We start from the raw sequence: 18,855 nt of genomic DNA on the forward strand, positions 1-18,855 counted from the left end.
TCCTGGACGTGCTGAAAAGGCCGGTCACGGCGGCGGCAGTGCCCCGCACAACGCCTCCACGGCCGGTCCGTAGGCATGCTCGGAGGGGGTCGCGTACCCCACGACGAGACTGTCGCTCACCGGCATGTCCGTCTCCGGGTGCCGGAACGCGGCCAGGCCGTCGAGGGCGATGCCCTGCCACGAGGCGGCCTTGACCGCGGACGCCTCGGTGCCCGGCGGCAGCCGCAGCACCGCGTGCAGCCCGGCCGCGACGCCGGTCACCTCGATGTGCGGCGCCTGCCCGGCGAGCGCCGCGACGAGCCGGTCCCGGCGGCTCCGGTACCGCTGCCGCATCCGCCGTACATGCCGGTCGTACGACCCCGACGTGATGAAGTCGGCCAGGCTCAGCTGGTCGAGGACGCTCGCCCACGCCTCCCGTTCCCCCTTGGCGGCCACCACGGCGCCGACGTACCGCTCCGGGAGCACCATCCAGCCGAGCCGGACCGCCGGCGACAGGCTCTTGCTGACCGAGCCGACGTAGATCACGCGCTCGGGGTCGAGGCCCTGCACGGCGCCGACCGGCTTGCGGTCGTAGCGGAACTCCCCGTCGTAGTCGTCCTCCAGGATCAGCCCGTCCCGCGCGCGTGCCCAGTCGGTCACGGCGGCCCGGCGAACCGGGTGCAGCGGTCCGCCGGTGGGGAACTGGTGGGTCGGTGTGAGCAGCACGGCCCGCTCGTGGCCCAACCCGTCGACTCGGGCGCCGTGTTCGTCGAGGGGGAGCGGCACGGTGCGCACCCCGGCCGCGGCCAGGACCTCGCGGTGGAATCCGAGCCCGTACGCCTCCACCGCCAGGGGCCCGCGCAGGACGCCCTCGCCGAACAGCAGCCGCAGCGCGTGCGCGAAGCCGGAGCAGATCACGATCCTGCCCGGCTCGGCGCGCACACCACGCGCGCGTGCCAGGTACTCCGTGAGGGCCTCCCGCAGTTCGACGCGACCGGCGGGGTCACCGGGGCCGAAAACCTCGTTGGGCGCCTGCTGGAGGGCCCGCCGGTAGGAGGCCAGCCAGGCCGTGCGCGGAAACGCCGAGGTGTCCGGGGTGCCCTGCGTCAGGTCGTGCCGCGGTCCACGCGCGCGTGGGGGTGCCTTCTTGGGCACGCGGGCGGCGGGTCGCAGCGGTTCGGCTCGCTCCGCGACCCGCGTGCCCGAGCCTTGACGGGCGGTGAGCCAGCCCTCCGCGACGAGTTCGGCGTACGCGTCGGCCACCGTGTTGCGTGCCACGCCGAGATCGGCGGCGAGCGAGCGGTACGGCGGCAGCCGCGTGCCCGGACGGAGCCGCCCGCCGCGCACGGCGTCGCGCAGAGCCCGGATCAGCGCCGCGCGCCGGCCGCCCGGCCCGGTCAGCTCCAGATGCAGGTCCGACCCGATGCGTTCCGCCGAATTGACCCATGAATCCACCATGGAAATGCACCCTACCGTGGGTCTTTGCGGCCCGTAGGTTGAAGGACATGACGACGCACACGAGCACCGACACCACCTACCCGAAGGCGCCCCGGCTGGAGTTCGCCAAGTCCGCACCGAAGGCCTTCCGGGCCCTCATCGCCTTCGACGCCGCCGCCCGTGAGGGCCTCGACCCGGCCCTCGTAGAACTGATCCAGATCCGCTCCTCGCACCTCAACAACTGCGCGTACTGCCTCCACATGCACACCAACGACGCCCGCAAGGCCGGCGAGAGCGAGGACCGGCTGCACATGGTCGCCGTGTGGCGCGAGGCTCGCCACTTCTTCACCGAGCGGGAGCAGGCGGTCCTGGCCCTCACGGAGGCGATGACCCTCGTCGCCGACGCCGGTGTCCCGGACGAGGCCTACGCGGAGGCCGCCGCGCGGTTCGACGAGCGGGAACTGGCCCAGGTCATCGCGCTGATCTGCACGATCAACACCTGGAACCGGGTGGCGCTGTCCACGGGGAAGGTCGCGGGGACGGACGAGCGGTGACACCCCGGCAGCGCGGGGCGGCTGTCACACCGCCATGGGCCGGTCGTACGGCCCGATCGGGGACGGCAGCGTCGAACTGCCCGTCAGATGACGGTCGACGGCGGCCGCCACCGCCCGCCCCTCGGCGATCGCCCAGACGATGAGCGACTGCCCCCGGGCGGCATCGCCGGCGGCGAACACACCGGGCACGTTCGTCGCGAAACCGGCGTCCCGCGCGACCGTGCCGCGGGGCTCCAGTTCCAGCCCCAGCTGGTCGACGAGACCGTCCCCCCGGTCGGGCCCGGTGAAGCCGAGGGCGAGCAGCACGAGGTCGGCGGGGAGCGTCCGCCCGGTGCCTTCCACCGGGCGGCGCCGCGCGTCCACCTCGACCAGGCGCAGCGACCGCACGTGCGCGGCCCCGTCGCCGTCGAAGCGCAGAGTGGACGCCGCGAACAGCCGCGCGTCCACGTCCGCGACCGGGGAGGTTCGCAGGTCACGGGCCTCCTCATGCGCGGCGGACAGCCGGTAGACCCGCATCGGGTACGTCGGCCACGGCTCGGCGTCCTCGTCGCGCTCAACGTCCGGCAGCGCGTAGATGTCCAGCTGGGTCACCGAGGCGGCACCCTCGCGCACGGCCGTGCCCAGGCAGTCCGCTCCCGTGTCGCCGCCGCCGACGATGACGACGTGCTTCCCGGCGGCCGACAGCGGGGACGTCTCCAGGTCGCCCTCGCGCACCCGGTTGGACAGCGGGAGGTACTCCATCGCCTGGTGAACGCCCGTCAGCTCGCGGCCCGGCACGGGCAGTTCACGCCATGCCGTCGCCCCCGTGGCGATCACCACGGCGTCGTAGCGGGACCGCAGCTCGTCGGCCCCGATGTCCCGCCCGACCGCCGTCGACGTACGGAACTTGGTTCCTTCGGCGCGCATCTGCTCCAGCCGCCGCTCCAGATGGCTCTTCTCCATCTTGAACTCGGGGATGCCGTACCGCATCAGTCCGCCGAGCCGGTCGTTCCTCTCGTACACGGCGACCGTGTGCCCGGCCCGGGTCAGCTGCTGCGCCGCGGCCAGTCCGGTGGGGCCCGACCCGATCACCGCGACCGTCTTGCCGGACAGCCGCTCCGGCGGCCTCGGCGGTGTGAAGCCCTCCTCCCAGGCCCGGTCGGCGATCGCGCACTCGACGTTCTTGATGGTGACGGCCGGCTGGTTGATCGCCAGCACACACCCCGCCTCGCACGGCGCCGGGCACAACCGGCCGGTGAACTCCGGAAAGTTGTTCGTGGCGTGCAGCCGGTCGGCGGCCGTCCGCCAGTCCTCCCTCGACACCAGGTCGTTCCACTCCGGGATCAGGTTGCCCAGGGGGCAGGCGTCGTGGCAGAAGGGGATGCCGCAGTCCATGCAACGGCCGGCCTGCTTGCTGATGATCGGCAGCAGCGCCCCGGGGACGTAGACCTCGTCCCAGTCGCGCGTCCGCTCCTCGACCGGCCTGCGCGGCCAGTCCTGGCGGGGCGTGGTCATGAAACCCTTGGGGTCGGCCATGGCCGTCTTCCTTGCGTGCGCGGGTGACAGGCCGTGCGTCGTCGGGCGGCGCTCCTTTCGCCACGATACGTCCGTCTCCCGGCCGGTGCCTGTCGCCGCGTGGCGCGGGTCTCAGGTGAGTGCCAGCACGTACGCCAGCGCCGCCCCGGCCGAGGCCGCCGTGCGGACGTGGTTCCACATCGTCCACTCGCGCACGTACGCCGGCCAGTACGCCGCCGCCTCCGAAGATCCCGGCTCCAGCCTGGCCAGGGCGTCGTTGCGCGGCACGTTCGCGACGATGGTGAGCCCGAACGAGCCGAACAGGTACAGGGCGCTGCCCACCAGCAGCTCCACCGTGCCCTCGTCCGGCCACAGCACGAACGTGACCACGGCGATCACCGCGCACAGCACGGCCGACCCGAGGAAGAGGAGCATGAAGGGCGCCGTCACCGCCGCCACGTTGATCGCCTTCATCGCGGCGACCCCCTGTGCGGGCGGCAGCGCGGTGAGGCCCCGCATGACGAAGGTCGAAAAGCCGCAGAACACCCCCGCTACCAGTCCGGTCGCGAGCACACCCAGCACCGTCAGCATGAAGTACGGTCCGTCGATCATGTTCCTCTCCCGCCCGTGGCACCGGATTGATTCAGCCCGGCGCCCGTCCTCACCACAAGTGAATTTCCGCACGAGCACGTGCTCATGGCCGAGCAGCGCGGGGCCATGAGCGAGCGTCCACGCCCACCGAACGGCCGTGCCGACGGCATGGCGGCACGATCGCCCGGGGGCTCTCACATCACCCCGCCGACCCGAGCCCCGCCCCGGCCCACCCCCTCAGCACCGTCTCCACCGCGGCCCCGATCCGCCGACGGGCCTCGTGCCTGGGTACGCCGCTCATCAGCAGCCGGTCGTACGGCGTGTCCAGATGCCGTACGGATGCCACGACCGCCGAGATCACCGCCTCCTCGGCCAGCGCCCGCCCCGCGGCGCTGCGACCCACCCGCCCGCTGCCCCGCTCCGAGGCGTGCAGGGCGATGGACCGCGCCCGCGCGGGCGGGCACCCGGGAAACAGCCGGAGTATCTCAGCCGCGAACGCCCCGGCGAACACGGCGTCCTGAGCCGTCCGGCGCCGCGCCTCCCGCACCCGGCGCCGCCGGCGCGCCTCGGCGTCGGCGAGACACCGCTGCTCCGAACTGGCGAGCGCCGCCTCCTCGACCAGGACGCCCTGCCGCTCGTAGCGGCTCCTGCGCCGGTTGAACCGCACGACCACCGCCGACAGCGTGCTCTCCTCCCGCGATCTGCGTGTCAGCGCGGTGTCCCCGCTCGGCAGGAACACCAGATGCCCCAGGTCGGCACAGTCGAGGCAGCGCGGGGAGCCGTCCTCGAGGACGGCCAGCGGCAGCGGCCCACGCCGGCACTCGGCGCAGTACCGCCGCTTGAGGGGATGGAAGACGAGGAGTCCGGGGTGGGGCGGACGCGTCGCGCGAGGGGGCATAAGGGATTCATTCCCGCTGACGACAGCGCGCACTACGCGCGCCGCGAGAGGGAGCGGCGGCCTCGGACACGCCCCGCCCCGGGCTGACGCATCATGGGCCGTGTGCGACTCGAAGCGATCACCTGGGACCGGCTCGGCGACCTGCTCGCCGAGCGCCTGCTCGATCTGGAAACCGCCGACGGCGGTCCCTGGCCGCGCATCGCCTTCGACGGCGCCCCGGCCGCCCGCCCGGGCGATCTCGCCCAGCGGGTCTGCGAGGCGCTGCGCGTACGCGGCCGCTCCGCGCTGGTGGTGGGAACGGAGGGCTTTCTGCGCCCGGCCTCCGTACGGCTGGAGTACGGGCACCGGGACGTGGAGGCCTACTACAGCGGCTGGTACGACACCGGCGCCCTGTGGCGCGAGGTGTTCGGCCCCCTCGAAGCCGACGGCGACGGCCGCGTCCTGCCGGACCTGTGGGACCCGGCCGCCGATCGCGCCACCCGCAGCCCCTACGTCCGACTCCCGCCCGGAGGCGTGCTGTTGATGCATGGTCCCTTCCTCCTTCGGCACTGGTTCCCCTTCGATCTGAGCGTCCACGTCCTCCTCTCCCCGGGCGCCCTGCGCCGCCGCACGCCCGACGCGGAGCGCTGGACCCTGGCCGCCTTCGAGCGCTACGCGCAGGAGACCGATCCGGCGGGTACGGCCGACGTCCTGGTGCGGGCCGACGATCCGCGTCATCCGGCGTGGGGCGGCTGAGCGGCGAGGGCGGGGGCTGCGTGTGAAGGCCGCGTGGGCGGGGCTCCGAGTGCGGGCGACCCGCGGCCCGGCGAGAATGAAGGGCGCCGGGACTCGCGGTGCGTCCGGCGCCGCGCCGGCCGTCCGGCACCGGGAGGTACTTCATGACCACCGCCGGAGACATCATGCACCGCGGCGCCCAGTGGATCCCCGCCCACGAAACCCTCGACCGCGCCGCCCAGCTCATGCGCGAGCTGAACGTCGGCGCCCTGCCCATCAGCGACGAGAACGAGCGGCTCTGCGGCATCCTCACCGACCGCGACATCGTCGTCGGCTGCGTCGCCATGGGGCACGACCCCGCGCGGGTCACCGCCGGAGAGATGGCCAAGGGCACTCCCCGCTGGATCGACGCGGACGCCGACGTCAGCGAGGTGCTCCACGAGATGCAGGAGCACCAGATCCGCCGGCTGCCCGTGATCCAGGACAAGCGCCTGGTCGGCATGATCAGCGAAGCCGATCTGGCACGGCATCTGGCGAACGACCAGATCGCCTCCTGGGCGGAGAGCGTCTACGCCAGGACCACCACGGCCTGATCCCGCACGTCACCCCAGCAGGACACGGCCCGCGTCAGAGCCAGCCGCTGCGCCGGAACATCCGGTACAGCGCCAGACACGCGACGGATATCACGCCGATGACCATGCCGTAGCCGTACCGCCAGTGCAGCTCCGGCATGTGGTCGAAGTTCATGCCGTACACCCCGCAGACCATCGTCGGCACGGCGATGATCGCGGCCCACGCCGTGATCTTCCGCATGTCCTCGTTCTGCGCGACCGTGACCTGCGCGAGGTGCGCCTGCAGGATGGAGTTGAGCAGTTCGTCGAAGGCGGCGATCTGCTCCTTCGCCCGCAGCAGGTGGTCCGAGACATCGCGGAAGTACGCCTGTATCTCCGGGTCGACCGCCCGGATCGGCCGGGTGGCGAGGTCCTCGAGCGGCCGGCTCAGCGGCACCACCGCCCGCTTCAGCTCCAGCAGTTCACGCTTGAGCTGGTAGATGCGCCCCGGGTCGGCCCGCGCGCCGTCCTGCGCGAACACGTCCGTCTCGGCCTGGTCGATGTCCAGCTGCACCGCGTCCGTGACGGTCAGGTAGTCGTCCACCACATGGTCGGCGACCGCGTGCAGCACCGCCGACGGGCCCTTGGCCAGCTGCTGGGGGTCGGACTCCAGCTCCTCGCGCAGCGGGCCAAGCGAGCCGTGCCGGCCGTGCCGCACCGTGACCACGAAGTCCTTGCCGACGAACACCATGATCTCGCCGGTGTTCACCACCTCGCTGGTGGCCGTGAGTTCCTCGTGCTCGACGTAGCAGACCGTCTTGAACACCGCGAAGAGCGTGTCACCGTACCGCTCCAGCTTGGGGCGCTGGTGGGCCTCGACGGCGTCCTCCACGGCCAGCGGGTGCAAGTCGAAGAGCTCGGCGATGCCCGCGAACTCCTGGTCCGTCGGCTCGTGCAGACCGAGCCAGACGAAGCCCTCCCGGCTCTTGCGAACCCGCTCCACGGCGTCCACCAGATCGCCGTCGGCGGGGGTGCGGACGCCGTCCCGGTACGTCACGCAGTTCACCACCGAGGAGCCCAGCGGGGACCGGGCCGGGTGGCTCAGGTCGACGCGTGGGCGCCGCCGGGCCAGCCGGGCCACCTTGCGCAGACCGCCGACCCCGCCGAGGCTCGTCACCCTCCGCAAATTCCCTGCCATGGACATCCGGATCTCCTTGCGTGGAACTCCTCGCGCCGTTCCTGCGCCTTGGAGCTGCAGTCTGCCAGGCCTGTGTGAGCTGCGGGGAAGCCTGTGGAAACGGCACATTCCGCTTGGTTCCCGGCTGTGGACGGGCAGCTCGCCGGATCGGCGGCTCTGACACATCGACGCATGCCCGCGGCGGGAGGTTCTCCGTCCCCGAGCGGTGACGTGGGCCTCCGGTCCGGAGCGTCGACCGGTACGACAAGTCGGTCAAATGGGATGATCGCGGCATGATGCGAACCGATGGGCACCTCCTCGACAACCGGCAGACCGGGGCCGCAGAGTACTTCAGCGCCTTCGCCGCCCTCTTCGACCCCACGACGTTCCGGCATCTGGAAACGCTCGGCGTCGGGTCCGGCTGGCGGTGCTGGGAGGTCGGGGCCGGCACCACCGTGGTGTCCTGGCTGGCCAAGAAGGTCGGCCCGACCGGACGCGTTGTCGCGACCGACACCGACACGGCACGGCTCGCCGCCGCCGCGCGGCCACCCGTCGAGGTGCGTGTCCACGACCTCGGTGCGCAGGAACCGCCGGGGGAGGGCTTCGACCTGGTGCACGCCCGCCTCGCCCTGGTGCATGTCACCGACCGGGAACAGGCGTTGCGGTCCATGGTCAGGGCCCTGCGCCCGGGCGGGCGCCTTCTCGTCGAGGACGCCGACCCCTCCCTGCAGCCCCTGCTCTGCCCCGACGAGCACGGTCCGGAGCAGCAGCTCGCGAACCGGCTGCGGCACGGCTTCCGCACGCTGGTCGCCGACCGCGGGACCGACCTCCCCTCCGGCCGCACCCTCCCGCGCCTGCTCCGGGCGGCGGGCCTGACCCGCGTGCACGCCGACGCCTACTTCCCTCTCACCTCACCGGCCTGCGCCGCCCTGGAGTCCGTGACGATCCGCCAGATCCGCGATCAACTGGTCACGGCAGGCCTGGCCACGAACGAGGACATCGACCGGCACCTCGTCAACGTCGGTTCCGGGGCGCTCGACCTGACGACGGCTCCGATGATCTCGGCGTGGGGGCGCAAGCAGTAGTCGGCCGGTCCAGGACGCGGGGCACCTTCCGGCCGAGCCCGTCAGCCTGACAGGGACGGCGGTCAGCGGGCCAGGGCCCGTCAACCGGATGGGGCCCGTCAGCGGGATTGAGCCCGTCAAGGGCAGGGCCCGTCAACAGGATTGAGCCCGTCAAGGGCAGGGCCCGTCAGCGGGATTGAGCCCGTCAACGGGCAGCCCCGTCAACCGGACGAGGCCTGCCAGAGGCCCGCCAACCGGACAGGATCCGTCAGCCGGGCAGGGGCGGTCTGCCTCCCACCCGCTCCACCGCCCTCGCACCCGCCCGGCACCCCTCGGCCGCGGCCGCCTCCGGCTCAGCACCCGTGAGCAGCGCGGCGAGGAACGCGCCGGTGAAGGCGTCACCGGCGCCCGTGGTGTCTCGTGGCGTCGCCGGTACGGCGGGGACACGGGCGGTCACCCTTCCCGAGCGGGCGACGAGCGCCCCCTCGTGGCCCTGCTTGGCGACGACCAGCGGCACGCGCAGGCTCAGCCCGGCAGCCGCCTCGGCCGCGTCGGCCAGCCCCGTCAGCAGGTACGCCTCGTCCCGGCTGGGCAGCAGGACGTCCACGCCCTCCACGAGCGCCAGGAACCGCTCCGCGCCCAGCTCCGCGAGAAAGCCGGACGAGGCCGGATCCAGGCTCACCGGCACGCCACGCGCACGTGCGGCTCGCAGAGCCACCGCCACCAGGCCCCGGCTCGACTCCGAGAACAGGAGATAGCCCGACAGATGCAGCCGGGCCACCCCGTCGAGCAGTGCGTCCGACCAGTCGGCGGCTTCGAGCCGCAACGACGCGCCACTGTCGGTGAGGAACGTCCGCTCCGCCGCAGCGCCCCCGTCCACCAGGCAGATCACCGTGCCGGTCGGCGCCGCCGGATCGACGACGAGCCGCGGTCGCACGCCGTGGGCCACCAGCTCACGCTCGTGCCAGGCGGCCGCCTCCGCTCCCACACACCCGAGCAGCCGCACCTCCGCCGGACCCCGGTGGGCCGCCCAGCACGCCACGTTGGCGCCCGCCCCGCCGGGTACCGTCCGGATCGAGGCAGCCGTGTCCGTGCCGGGCGCGAGCGGCCCCCGGTGCCGCGCGACGACATCGGTGATGACGTCCCCGACGACCAGCAGCGCCCGGCCCTCCCGCGCGCCGGCGCCGCCTTCCGCCGGACCGGCCCCGCCGCCGGTCATCCCCGGGCCCAGGCCGCCGCGATCCGCGCCGCCAGGCGTACGTTGCCGCGGACCGCCGCGAGATTGGCGCTCAGGGAGGCGCCGTCGGTGTGCCGCACCAGGTAGTCGAGCAGGAACGGCGTGACCGCCTGGCCGGTGATCCCCTCCGCCTCGCACGCGTGCAGCGCGTCAGCGAGCACACGCGCGTGCAGCTCCGGATCGAGCTGCTCCCCCTCGGGGACGGGGTTGGCGACGATCAGCGCCGACTCCGGCCCGGCGAGCGCGTCCTGGGACCGCATGACGCCCGCCACCTCCTCCGGCGTCCCCAGCGTCCAGTCCACCGGATGCCCCGAGTCGGACAGGTAGAAGCCGGGGAACCGCCCGGTGCCGTAACCGGCCACCGCCACCCCCAGCGTCTCCAGCCGCTGCAGCGTCGCCGGCACGTCCAGGATCGACTTCACCCCGGCACACACCACGGTGATCCGCGTGCGCGCCAGCAGCCCCAGGTCGGCCGACTCGTCCTGCGTGACCGTCCACTCCCGGTGCACCCCGCCGAGCCCGCCCGTCGCGAACACCCGCACGCCCGCCAGCGCCGCGAGCAGCGCGGTCGCCGACACCGTGGTGGCCCCGCTCGCACCGGAGGCCATGGCGAGCGGCAGGTCACGGTGGCCCAGCTTGCGGATGCCGTCCTGGTTCGCGACCCGCTCCAGCTGCTCCTTGTCCAGACCGACATGGGGCCGTCCGTCCAGCACGGCGATCGTCGCGGGCACCGCGCCCTTCTGCCGCACGGCCCTCTCCAGCTCCAGCGCCACCTGGAGGTTGCGCGGCCGCGGCAGGCCGTGGGCGATGATCGTGGACTCCAGGGCCACCACGGGCCGGCGCGCGTCGATCGCCTCCCGTACCTCTTCGGACGTCACCAGCACCACGCGCCTGCCTCCTGTCACCCGGTCAATCGGTCTTCCCTCATCCCTGGCGGGCGGCGCGCCGGGCCAAACCCTTGCGGGCCGTCGGAGACGTCACGAGCCTGGGGTGCATGACCGACCACACACCACGCCTCGACCACATCGTCCTCTGGGTGCGCGACCCGGTCGCCGCCGCCGGCTTCTACGAGGAAGCCGTCGGCCTGGAGCCGGTCAGGCTCGCCGAATTCACCGCCGGGGAGGTGCCGTTCCCGTCCGTACGCGTCAACGACGAGACCATCCTCGACCTCATGCCGCTGACCTTCGCGGAGCGTATGACGATGCTGCCCGGCTCCGCCGACAGCGCGGGGCACCCCGTCAATCACGTCTGCCTGTCCCTGTCCCGCGGCGACTTCGACGCCCTGCTCAGCCGCCTCCAGGAACACTCCGTACCCATGTCGAAGCTCTCCCACGACTCCTTCGGAGCCCGGGGCAAGGCCACGCGCAGCTTCTACTTCCGGGACCCGGACGGCAACGTCTTCGAGGCACGGCACTACGACTGAGCGAACGCGCGCCTCAGAACAGCGGCTCGGGAAGCACCCCTTCCAGGGCGAGCAGCTTCCGCTTGGTCTCCAGCCCGCCGCCGAAGCCGCCGATGCCGCCGCCGCTCTCGACGACCCGGTGACAGGGCACCACCACCGGCAGCGGGTTGGCGCCCATCGCCATGCCCACCGCCTGGGCGGCGCCCGGCTGGCCGACGCGCCCGGCCAGATCGCCGTACCCCACGACTGTGCCGTACGGCACACCGGAGGCCAGTTCGCGCAGGACCTCCCGGTTGAATCCGGAGATCAGCGACCAGTCCAGCGGCAGGTCGAAGGTGTGGCGCTCGCCCGCGAAATACGCCTGGACCTGGCGTATCGCCTCGGCCAGCAGCGGGGAGCCGGGCGCCTCGACGGGCTCGGTGCCCAGCCGCGACGCCAGCCGCTCGACCGCACGGTCGCGCACCGCGTCCGTGGCGTGGAACACCACGTTGACCAGGCCGTCCCGGCTCGCGGCGAGCAGCAGCGGCCCGATCCCGCTCTCGACGACCGCCCACACGACCCGCGGTCCGGCCTGCCCCTGACTGTCCATGCGCCCACGGTACGACCCACCACTGACAGCGCCGCCCCGGCCGGGACGCAGCATCACCCGCCCACGGCGTTGCGCACCACATCCGGCTTGTTGGTGATGATCCCGTCGACGCCGTACCCGGCGACCCGCTGGGCCGTCGCCGCGTCGTCGACCGTCCAGGTGAAGACCTCCATCGGCCTGCCGTGCGGCCCGGTGAACGCCTGGACCGAGGCCACGTAGGCCGGGGAGAGCGAGCCGTGCGAGGGGTTGATCTGGTCCGCGAACTCGGCGTAGCCCGGCACGTCCGCCACGGACGGCGTGCCCAGGAGGCCGGTCTTCACGCCCGGCTTCAGCTCGTGCACCGTCCGCACGCTGTCCGCGCTGAAGCTCTGCACGATCAGCCGGCCCGCCAGATGCGACCGGTCGAGCCAGCCCTCGTTGCTGAGGACCTTCAGCGTCTGCCGCTCGATGCCCGGGTACAGCTCCGGGTTCTTGATTTCCAGGAGGAGTTTCTGGTGCCGGCGCTCCACACGGTCCACGAACTGCTCCAGCGTCGGCACACGCGCGCCCGCGTACGCGGGGCCGAACCAGCTGCCCGCGTCCAGGCGGGCGATCTCGGCGGCCGTGAAGTCCTTCACCTTCCACGGAGCCCGGTCCGGGAAGACCTCCTCGACATCGGTGGTGCGCCGCAGGTTGTCGTCGTGGAGGACGACCAGCTCACCGTCCCTGGTCCGCTGGACGTCGTTCTCCACCCAGCGGATGCCCAGCTCGGCCGCCTTGTCGACGGCGGCCAGGGTGTTCTCGGGCGCGTACGCGGAGGCCCCCCGGTGAGCGATGACGAGCGGCCCCGCACCCCCGCTCGCGGCCCGCGCGGGGGAGAGGGGGAAGAGGAGAGCGGCGGCCCCCAGGAGTGCGGTGGTCGAGGCGACAACAGCGCGCGCGTGCATGCGTACTCCTCGTGTCGAGCGCTAGGCAACATCACAGACAGCACAACTGTGACAGCGGAGGGTCAACGCGAGAGGAGTGCAGGATGGCCACAGGTTGAACGGAGATGACCCAACTCCGCTCACTGGTACCGCACAACTGGGGCAAGGCGGTGTTTGTTTGCCGGAAAGTCGTTCGACCATTCCGGTGGGAGTCATACTCTCTGCGTCAACCCTGACCGCTCCTGCGGTCCTGGGAGGGGGCGCACATCAGATATTCCGGGACGCAAAGGGCGGGAAGGGCAGCCGCGCATGCAGGGCACGGTCGACGGATTCAGCTACGGCCTGGTCACACCCCTGGTGGCCTACCTCATGGCCTGCCTCGGCGGCGCCCTGGGCCTGCGCTGCACCACCAGATCCATGCTGGTCGCCCAGTCGTGGCGCCCCGGCTGGCTCGCCCTCGGCTCGGCCGCCATCGGCTCCGGTATATGGACCATGCACTTCATCGCGATGATGGGGTTCACGGTCCGGGGGGTTCCGATCCACTACGACAAGGCGATGACCTTCGCGAGCCTGGCCGTCGCGATCGTGATGGTGGGCGTCGGGATCTTCATCGTCGGCTTCAAGGGGGCCCGCGGGACGGCCCTGTTCACCGGGGGCACCATCACCGGCCTGGGTATCGCGTCGATGCACTACCTCGGCATGGCCAGCATGAGCCTGGACGGCAAGCTGGAGTACAACACGCTGACCGTCGGTGCCTCCGTCGTGATCGCCATGGGCGCCGCCACCGCCGCCCTGTGGGCGGCTGGCCAGGTCCGGGGCTTCCTGTGGAGCGTGGGCGCCGGCCTCGTCATGGGACTCGCCGTGACCGGCATGCACTACACCGGGATGGCCGCCCTCGAAATCCACCTCCACGGCACGGCCGAACCCACCACGGGGGAGACGCCCGCCGCCCTGCTCGCGCCCATGCTGATCGGCCCGCTCGCCTTCCTCCTGCTCGCCGGCGCCGTGGTGATGTTCGACCCGCTGATGGTCATGGGGAAGCCCGCCGTGGTCCCCACCGAGCGGAGACCGGGCGTCCCCGCCCACACCCACACCACCGTCCAGCACCACTCCGCCCACCGCATGCGGTTCCGCCCCCGCCGCCCCGTGGAGCACCGGACCTCCCGAACACCGCAGAACCGCTGATCGGAGCCCGTTGTCAGTGCGGAGTCGTACGGTGGATCCCATGCGGCCCGTATCCCAGATCGAACGCACGGTGGCGCCCTTCGAGGTCGTCAGCCCCTACCAGCCCAACGGCGATCAGCCGGCGGCCATCGCCGAGCTCGCCCGGCGCGTCCAGGCAGGCGAGAAGGACGTCGTCCTGCTCGGCGCGACCGGCACCGGCAAGTCCGCCACCACCGCGTGGATGATCGAGAAGCTCCAGCGCCCCACGCTCGTGATGGCGCCGAACAAGACGCTGGCCGCCCAGCTGGCGAACGAGTTCCGCGAGCTGCTGCCGAACAACGCCGTCGAGTACTTCGTCTCGTACTACGACTACTACCAGCCCGAGGCGTACGTCCCGCAGTCGGACACCTACATCGAGAAGGACTCCTCGATCAACGAGGAGGTCGAGCGCCTGCGCCACTCCGCGACGAACTCGCTGCTCACCCGCCGCGACGTCGTCGTGGTCGCCTCGGTCTCCTGCATCTACGGCCTCGGCACCCCGCAGGAGTACGTCGACCGCATGGTTCCCCTCAGGGTCGGCGAGGAGATCGACCGTGACGAGCTGCTGCGCCGCTTCGTGGACATCCAGTACACGCGCAACGACATGGCGTTCTCCCGCGGCACCTTCCGCGTCCGCGGCGACACCATCGAGATCTTCCCGGTCTACGAGGAGCTGGCCGTCCGCATCGAGATGTTCGGCGACGAGATCGAGGCGCTGTCCACGCTGCACCCGCTCACCGGCGAGATCATCAGCGACGACCAGCAGCTGTACGTCTTCCCGGCCTCCCACTACGTCGCGGGGCCCGAGCGCCTTGAGCGGGCCGTCAACGACATCGAGAAGGAACTGACCGAGCGACTCGGGGAGCTGGAGAAGCAGGGCAAGCTCCTGGAGGCCCAGCGCCTGCGCATGCGCACGACGTACGACATCGAGATGCTCCGCCAGATCGGCTCCTGCTCCGGCGTCGAGAACTACTCGATGCACTTCGACGGCCGTCTGCCCGGCTCCCCGCCGAACACCCTGCTCGACTACTTCCCGGACGACTTCCTGCTCGTCATCGACGAGTCGCACGTCACCGTCCCGCAGATCGGCGCCATGTACGAGGGCGACGCCTCCCGCAAGCGCACCCTTGTCGACCACGGCTTCCGGCTGCCCTCCGCCCTGGACAACCGCCCCCTGAAGTGGGAGGAGTTCCAGGAGCGCATCGGCCAGTCGGTCTACCTGTCGGCCACCCCGGGCACCTACGAGATGTCCCGCTCGGACGGTTTCGTCGAGCAGATCATCCGCCCCACCGGCCTCGTCGACCCGGAAGTCGTCGTCAAGCCCACCGAGGGCCAGATCGACGACCTGGTGCACGAGATCCGGCAGCGCACGGAGAAGGACGAGCGCGTCCTGGTCACCACGCTCACCAAGAAGATGGCCGAGGACCTCACGGACTACTTCCTCGAGCTCGGCATCCAGGTGCGCTACCTGCACAGCGACGTAGACACCCTGCGCCGGGTCGAGCTGCTGCGTGAGCTGCGCGCCGGCGAGTACGACGTACTGGTCGGCATCAACCTCCTGCGCGAGGGCCTCGACCTGCCCGAGGTGTCCCTGGTGGCGATCCTGGACGCCGACAAGGAGGGCTTCCTGCGCTCCGGCACCTCCCTGATCCAGACCATCGGCCGCGCCGCGCGGAACGTTTCCGGCCAGGTCCACATGTACGCCGACAAGATCACTCCGGCGATGGAGAAGGCCATCGACGAGACCAACCGGCGCCGGGAGAAGCAGATCGCGTACAACACGGAGCACGGCATCGACCCCCAGCCCCTCCGCAAGAAGATCAACGACATCGTCGCCCAGATCGCCCGCGAGGACATCGACACCGAGCAGTTGCTCGGCTCGGGCTACCGCAAGTCGAGGAAGGACGGCGGCGGCGCCAAGGCGCCCGTGCCCTCCCTCGGCAAGGCGGCCGAGACCGCCAAGTCCGCCAGGTCCGCCAAGGGCAAGAGCAAGGCCGAGGAGACGGTGCCGACCGACCGCCCAGCGGCCGAACTCGCCGAGCAGATCGAGGAGCTCACCACGCGCATGCGGGCCGCCGCAGCGGACCTGCAGTTCGAGATCGCGGCCCGGCTGCGCGACGAGGTCTCCGAGATGAAGAAGGAACTGCGCCAGATGAAGGAGGCCGGCCTGGCCTGACACGGACCGCGTACGCACTGTGTTGCAAGACCGACACAACATGCGGACCGGGGTGCGTCACTGTCAGTGCTCCTGCGTAGGGTTCTGGTCAACCCGCGACTTCGCGGCAACAGGGGACGTTCGAGAGGGGAATCAGCGCGTGACCGTCAACATGACCAAGGGTCAGGCCATCAGTCTGCAGAAGAGCGACGGCGGCAGCCTGACCGCGGTGCGTATGGGTCTCGGCTGGCAGGCGGCTCCCCGGCGCGGCCTGTTCGGCTCGCGCACGCGAGAGATCGACCTCGACGCCTCCGCTGTCCTCTTCGCGGACAAGCAGCCGGTCGACGTCGTCTTCTTCCGCCACCTGGTGAGCGACGACGGCTCGGTGCGCCACACCGGTGACAACCTCGTCGGCGGTGTCGGCCAGGGCGGCGACGACGAGGCGATCCTCGTCGACCTCGCGCGCATCCCGGTCCACATCGACCAGATCGTCTTCACGGTGAACTCGTTCACGGGCCAGACCTTCCAGGAGGTGCAGAACGCGTTCTGCCGCCTGGTCGACGAGACCAACGGCCAGGAACTCGCCCGCTACACGCTCGCCGGCGGCGGCCAGTACACGGCCCAGATCATGGCGAAGGTGCACCGTTCGGGTCCGGGCTGGACGATGACGGCTCTGGGCAACCCGGCCAACGGCCGCACCTTCCAGGACCTGATGCCGGCGATCCTGCCGCTCCTCTGAGAGCACCCGGGCCCCGGACCGGGCGGGCCGGCGAGCAGCACACGACACCACACAACGACACAGGGGGACGAAGGCGATGACGGCCGAGCTGGTGCGGGGGCAGAACCACCCGCTCTCCCAGTCCCGTCTCGAGATCCGGATCTCGGCCGGCACGCCGATCGTGGCCGTGGCCTCGCTCAGCGACGAGAACGGCCGGATCCACGGCGTGGAGTGGGTGGCCCACCCGGGCGCACCCACCCAGCCGGGTCTCGAGGTCTCCCGGCAAGCGGCCGCCGACCACCGCCTCGCGGTGGATCTGGACGCCGTGCCGCAGGCCGTCCACCGTGTCAGCGTGCTGCTCGCCCTGCCCACCGGCGGAACCGGCCCGGTCCGTTTCGGGGCCGTGGCCGCCCCCTTCGTCGCCGTCACCGGCCTCGATGGCGCCGGGATCGTCGGCTACACCATCACCGGCCTGGACGCCGAGTCGGCCGTCGTCGCCCTGGAGCTCTACCGCAGGCAGGGCGCCTGGAAGGTGCGCGCCGTCGGCCAGGGCTACGCCGGCGGCCTCGCCGAGCTCCTCACCGACCAGGGCCTGCAACAGGCCCGGCAGCTCGCCGGCAGCATCCACGACGCGGTGGCCCAGGGCCTGGCCCGCTCGGTCCAGGCGCCCCCGCCGCGCACGGCGGACGGCGACCGTTCCCGGCAGGCCGCGGCCCCGGCCCTCGGCCCGGACCAGGGCGGCACCGCGCCCCAGCCCGGCCCGGTACCCCCGGTGTCCCCGTACGGCGGCCAGACGACGGGCGGACCAGGGCAGACCGCCCCGCAGACACCGTCATACCCCGGGGCCGCGCCGGACCTCAACGCCGTGACGCCGCCGTCCGCGTCCCCCGCCGGCGCACCGATCGACTACAGCCACCCGCGCCGCCAGAACGCGGCTCCGCCCTCGCCCCCGCCGGCCGCACCCCCTGCCGCGCCCGGACAGCCCGCACAACCCGTCGCGGGCGACGCGACCGGCTGGTCCATGGAGGAGCGGCTCTACAACCAGGTGTGGGGGATGTTCGAGGACCTCGCCCGCACCACCGCCGCCTACCGCAGCGCCGTGGACTTCGCCGAGTCCCGCATGGACAAGGAGCTCGAACAGGTCCTGTCCGACCCGCGCAGCCGCGTCGGCGGGCAGGGCGACGCCGCCCGTGAGGCGGCCCGCGCCCGGCACGCCCAGCTCGTCGACCAGGCCAGGGAGGCCCTCGACCGGGACCTCGCCCAGCTCACGGCCGAGGCCGACGTCGTCGAACCGGCCCTGCCGCCGGCGTACGCCCGCTGGGACAACCCCGTGTGGCAGTCGTACCGGGTGCCGATGGAGATCCCCATGGCCCTGCGCCTGGGCGACCTCCATCTTTCCGAGGCCGACCGGATCCGCATCCCGATGCTGGTGAGGCTGCCGCTGGAGCGCGGCCTGTGGATCGACAGCGGACGGACCGAGTCGTCCGACGGGCTGTTCACCGACGCGCACGCCCTGGGACGTCTCGCGATGGAGACGGCGGTCGCGCACGCGGCCCGGCTGCTCGCCGTCTACCCGGCGGGCGAGTTCACCGTCCATGTCATCGACCCGGCCGGCTCGGGAGCGCAGCCCCTGGCCCCGCTCGTGCGGACGAGCGTGCTCGCGGGCCCGCCCGCGCTCGGCGCCGCCGGGGTGGCGGATGTGCTGGGCCGGCTGACCCAGCGGGTCGACCTGGTGCAGATGGCGGTCCGAGGCGGTGCCGCCGACGCCCTCCCGCCCGGCTTCGACACCTCCCAGCAGTTGCTGATCGTCAACGACTTCCCGCACGGCTTCGACGACCGGGCCGTGAACCAGTTGCGTTACCTCGCCGACGAGGGCCCCGCCTTCGGCGTCCATCTGATGCTGGTGGCCGATCGCGAGGAGACCTCCGGATACGGTCCTTTGCTCGACCCGTTGTGGCGTTCGCTGCTGCGGCTGACCCCGCTGGCCGACGACCATCTCGCCGACCCCTGGGTCGGTCACGCCTGGACGTACGAGCCGTCGCTCGTGCCGCCCGGCAGCCAGGTCCTCCAGCAGGTCCTCACCCAGGTGGCGGCAGCCCGTACCAAGTACACGTAAAGCGCGCTGACCAGGAATTTTGGCCCTTCTTTTACCGAGGGCTTTACCGGTTCTTGGTGATTGGGTACTGT

At 72.0% G+C, this 18,855-nt stretch carries 18 protein-coding genes; 9 read left to right on the forward strand and 9 right to left on the reverse strand.

Features of this window, described 5'->3' with window-relative positions:
• Positions 1-24: 24 nt before the first annotated feature.
• Positions 25-1,437 (reverse strand): MocR-like pyridoxine biosynthesis transcription factor PdxR, encoded by a 1,413-nt coding sequence (pdxR, locus tag ACZ5TL_RS11885; RefSeq protein WP_468589314.1) that lies wholly within the window; start codon positions 1,435-1,437, stop codon positions 25-27.
• 47 nt (positions 1,438-1,484) lie between these two features.
• On the opposite strand from pdxR, the gene ACZ5TL_RS11890 reads away from it, so the two are divergent.
• Positions 1,485-1,970, forward strand: coding sequence for a carboxymuconolactone decarboxylase family protein (locus tag ACZ5TL_RS11890; RefSeq protein ID WP_468589315.1), 486 nt, complete (start codon positions 1,485-1,487; stop codon positions 1,968-1,970).
• Positions 1,971-1,994: 24 nt separating this feature from the next.
• Here ACZ5TL_RS11890 and ACZ5TL_RS11895 read toward each other — a convergent pair whose 3' ends face one another.
• The 3 genes from ACZ5TL_RS11895 to ACZ5TL_RS11905 all read right to left on the reverse strand — a co-directional run bounded on the left by ACZ5TL_RS11895 (position 1,995) and on the right by ACZ5TL_RS11905 (position 4,953).
• On the reverse strand, positions 1,995-3,485 hold the full coding sequence (locus ACZ5TL_RS11895; protein WP_468589317.1) for a glutamate synthase subunit beta: 1,491 nt from the start codon (positions 3,483-3,485) through the stop codon (positions 1,995-1,997).
• Between the two features lie 111 nt (positions 3,486-3,596).
• Positions 3,597-4,076 carry an anthrone oxygenase family protein gene (locus ACZ5TL_RS11900; RefSeq protein WP_468589319.1) on the reverse strand — a complete coding sequence of 160 codons (480 nt, stop codon included), beginning with the start codon at positions 4,074-4,076 and terminating at the stop codon, positions 3,597-3,599.
• 178 nt (positions 4,077-4,254) lie between these two features.
• Positions 4,255-4,953: a DUF2293 domain-containing protein gene (locus ACZ5TL_RS11905; RefSeq protein ID WP_468589321.1), complete on the reverse strand. Its 699-nt coding sequence runs from the start codon at positions 4,951-4,953 to the stop codon at positions 4,255-4,257.
• Between the two features lie 93 nt (positions 4,954-5,046).
• Between ACZ5TL_RS11905 and ACZ5TL_RS11910 the strand changes: the two genes are divergently transcribed.
• Positions 5,047-5,688 carry a nucleoside/nucleotide kinase family protein gene (locus ACZ5TL_RS11910; protein WP_468589323.1) on the forward strand — a complete coding sequence of 214 codons (642 nt, stop codon included), beginning with the start codon at positions 5,047-5,049 and terminating at the stop codon, positions 5,686-5,688.
• Between the two features lie 143 nt (positions 5,689-5,831).
• Complete coding sequence (locus ACZ5TL_RS11915) at positions 5,832-6,260, forward strand: CBS domain-containing protein (RefSeq protein ID WP_468589324.1); 429 nt, start codon at positions 5,832-5,834, stop codon at positions 6,258-6,260.
• A 34-nt stretch (positions 6,261-6,294) separates the two neighbouring features.
• Here the strand turns inward: ACZ5TL_RS11915 and ACZ5TL_RS11920 are convergent, their stop codons facing one another.
• Entirely contained in the window at positions 6,295-7,422 is a 1,128-nt protein-coding gene (locus ACZ5TL_RS11920) for a magnesium and cobalt transport protein CorA (protein ID WP_468589325.1), read from the reverse strand.
• A gap of 266 nt (positions 7,423-7,688) precedes the next feature.
• On the opposite strand from ACZ5TL_RS11920, the gene ACZ5TL_RS11925 reads away from it, so the two are divergent.
• Entirely contained in the window at positions 7,689-8,480 is a 792-nt protein-coding gene (locus tag ACZ5TL_RS11925) for a class I SAM-dependent methyltransferase (protein WP_468589326.1), read from the forward strand.
• A gap of 247 nt (positions 8,481-8,727) precedes the next feature.
• On the opposite strand, the gene ACZ5TL_RS11930 is transcribed toward ACZ5TL_RS11925, so the two are convergent.
• The gene (locus tag ACZ5TL_RS11930) at positions 8,728-9,678 is read right to left on the reverse strand and encodes a carbohydrate kinase family protein (RefSeq protein ID WP_468589328.1); all 951 of its coding nucleotides are present in this window, start codon (positions 9,676-9,678) and stop codon (positions 8,728-8,730) included.
• Complete coding sequence (locus ACZ5TL_RS11935) at positions 9,675-10,583, reverse strand: pseudouridine-5'-phosphate glycosidase (RefSeq protein ID WP_468589329.1); 909 nt, start codon at positions 10,581-10,583, stop codon at positions 9,675-9,677. The genes ACZ5TL_RS11930 and ACZ5TL_RS11935 overlap by 4 nt, the downstream gene beginning before the upstream one ends.
• Before the next feature lie 107 nt (positions 10,584-10,690).
• Here ACZ5TL_RS11935 and ACZ5TL_RS11940 point away from each other — a divergent pair, with 107 nt between their 5' ends.
• Complete coding sequence (locus ACZ5TL_RS11940) at positions 10,691-11,119, forward strand: VOC family protein (RefSeq protein WP_468589331.1); 429 nt, start codon at positions 10,691-10,693, stop codon at positions 11,117-11,119.
• 13 nt (positions 11,120-11,132) lie between these two features.
• Here the strand turns inward: ACZ5TL_RS11940 and ACZ5TL_RS11945 are convergent, their stop codons facing one another.
• Both ACZ5TL_RS11945 and ACZ5TL_RS11950 read right to left on the reverse strand, forming a co-directional pair.
• Positions 11,133-11,687: a methylated-DNA--[protein]-cysteine S-methyltransferase gene (locus ACZ5TL_RS11945; RefSeq protein WP_468589332.1), complete on the reverse strand. Its 555-nt coding sequence runs from the start codon at positions 11,685-11,687 to the stop codon at positions 11,133-11,135.
• 53 nt (positions 11,688-11,740) lie between these two features.
• The gene (locus ACZ5TL_RS11950; RefSeq protein ID WP_468589334.1) at positions 11,741-12,613 is read right to left on the reverse strand and encodes a glycerophosphodiester phosphodiesterase; all 873 of its coding nucleotides are present in this window, start codon (positions 12,611-12,613) and stop codon (positions 11,741-11,743) included.
• Between the two features lie 288 nt (positions 12,614-12,901).
• On the opposite strand from ACZ5TL_RS11950, the gene ACZ5TL_RS11955 reads away from it, so the two are divergent.
• The 4 genes from ACZ5TL_RS11955 (at position 12,902) to ACZ5TL_RS11970 (ending at position 18,784) form a co-directional block, all read left to right on the forward strand.
• The gene (locus tag ACZ5TL_RS11955; RefSeq protein WP_468589335.1) at positions 12,902-13,777 is read left to right on the forward strand and encodes an MHYT domain-containing protein; all 876 of its coding nucleotides are present in this window, start codon (positions 12,902-12,904) and stop codon (positions 13,775-13,777) included.
• Between the two features lie 40 nt (positions 13,778-13,817).
• Positions 13,818-15,971 (forward strand): excinuclease ABC subunit UvrB, encoded by a 2,154-nt coding sequence (uvrB, locus tag ACZ5TL_RS11960; RefSeq protein WP_468589336.1) that lies wholly within the window; start codon positions 13,818-13,820, stop codon positions 15,969-15,971.
• A 139-nt stretch (positions 15,972-16,110) separates the two neighbouring features.
• A complete protein-coding gene (locus tag ACZ5TL_RS11965; RefSeq protein ID WP_468589337.1) occupies positions 16,111-16,689 on the forward strand; it encodes a TerD family protein in 579 nt (192 codons plus the stop codon).
• Between the two features lie 76 nt (positions 16,690-16,765).
• Positions 16,766-18,784 carry a TerD family protein gene (locus tag ACZ5TL_RS11970; protein WP_468589339.1) on the forward strand — a complete coding sequence of 673 codons (2,019 nt, stop codon included), beginning with the start codon at positions 16,766-16,768 and terminating at the stop codon, positions 18,782-18,784.
• Positions 18,785-18,855: the final 71 nt, after the last annotated feature.

The sequence above is a fragment of the Streptomyces sp. NPDC033136 genome, from assembly GCF_055578235.1.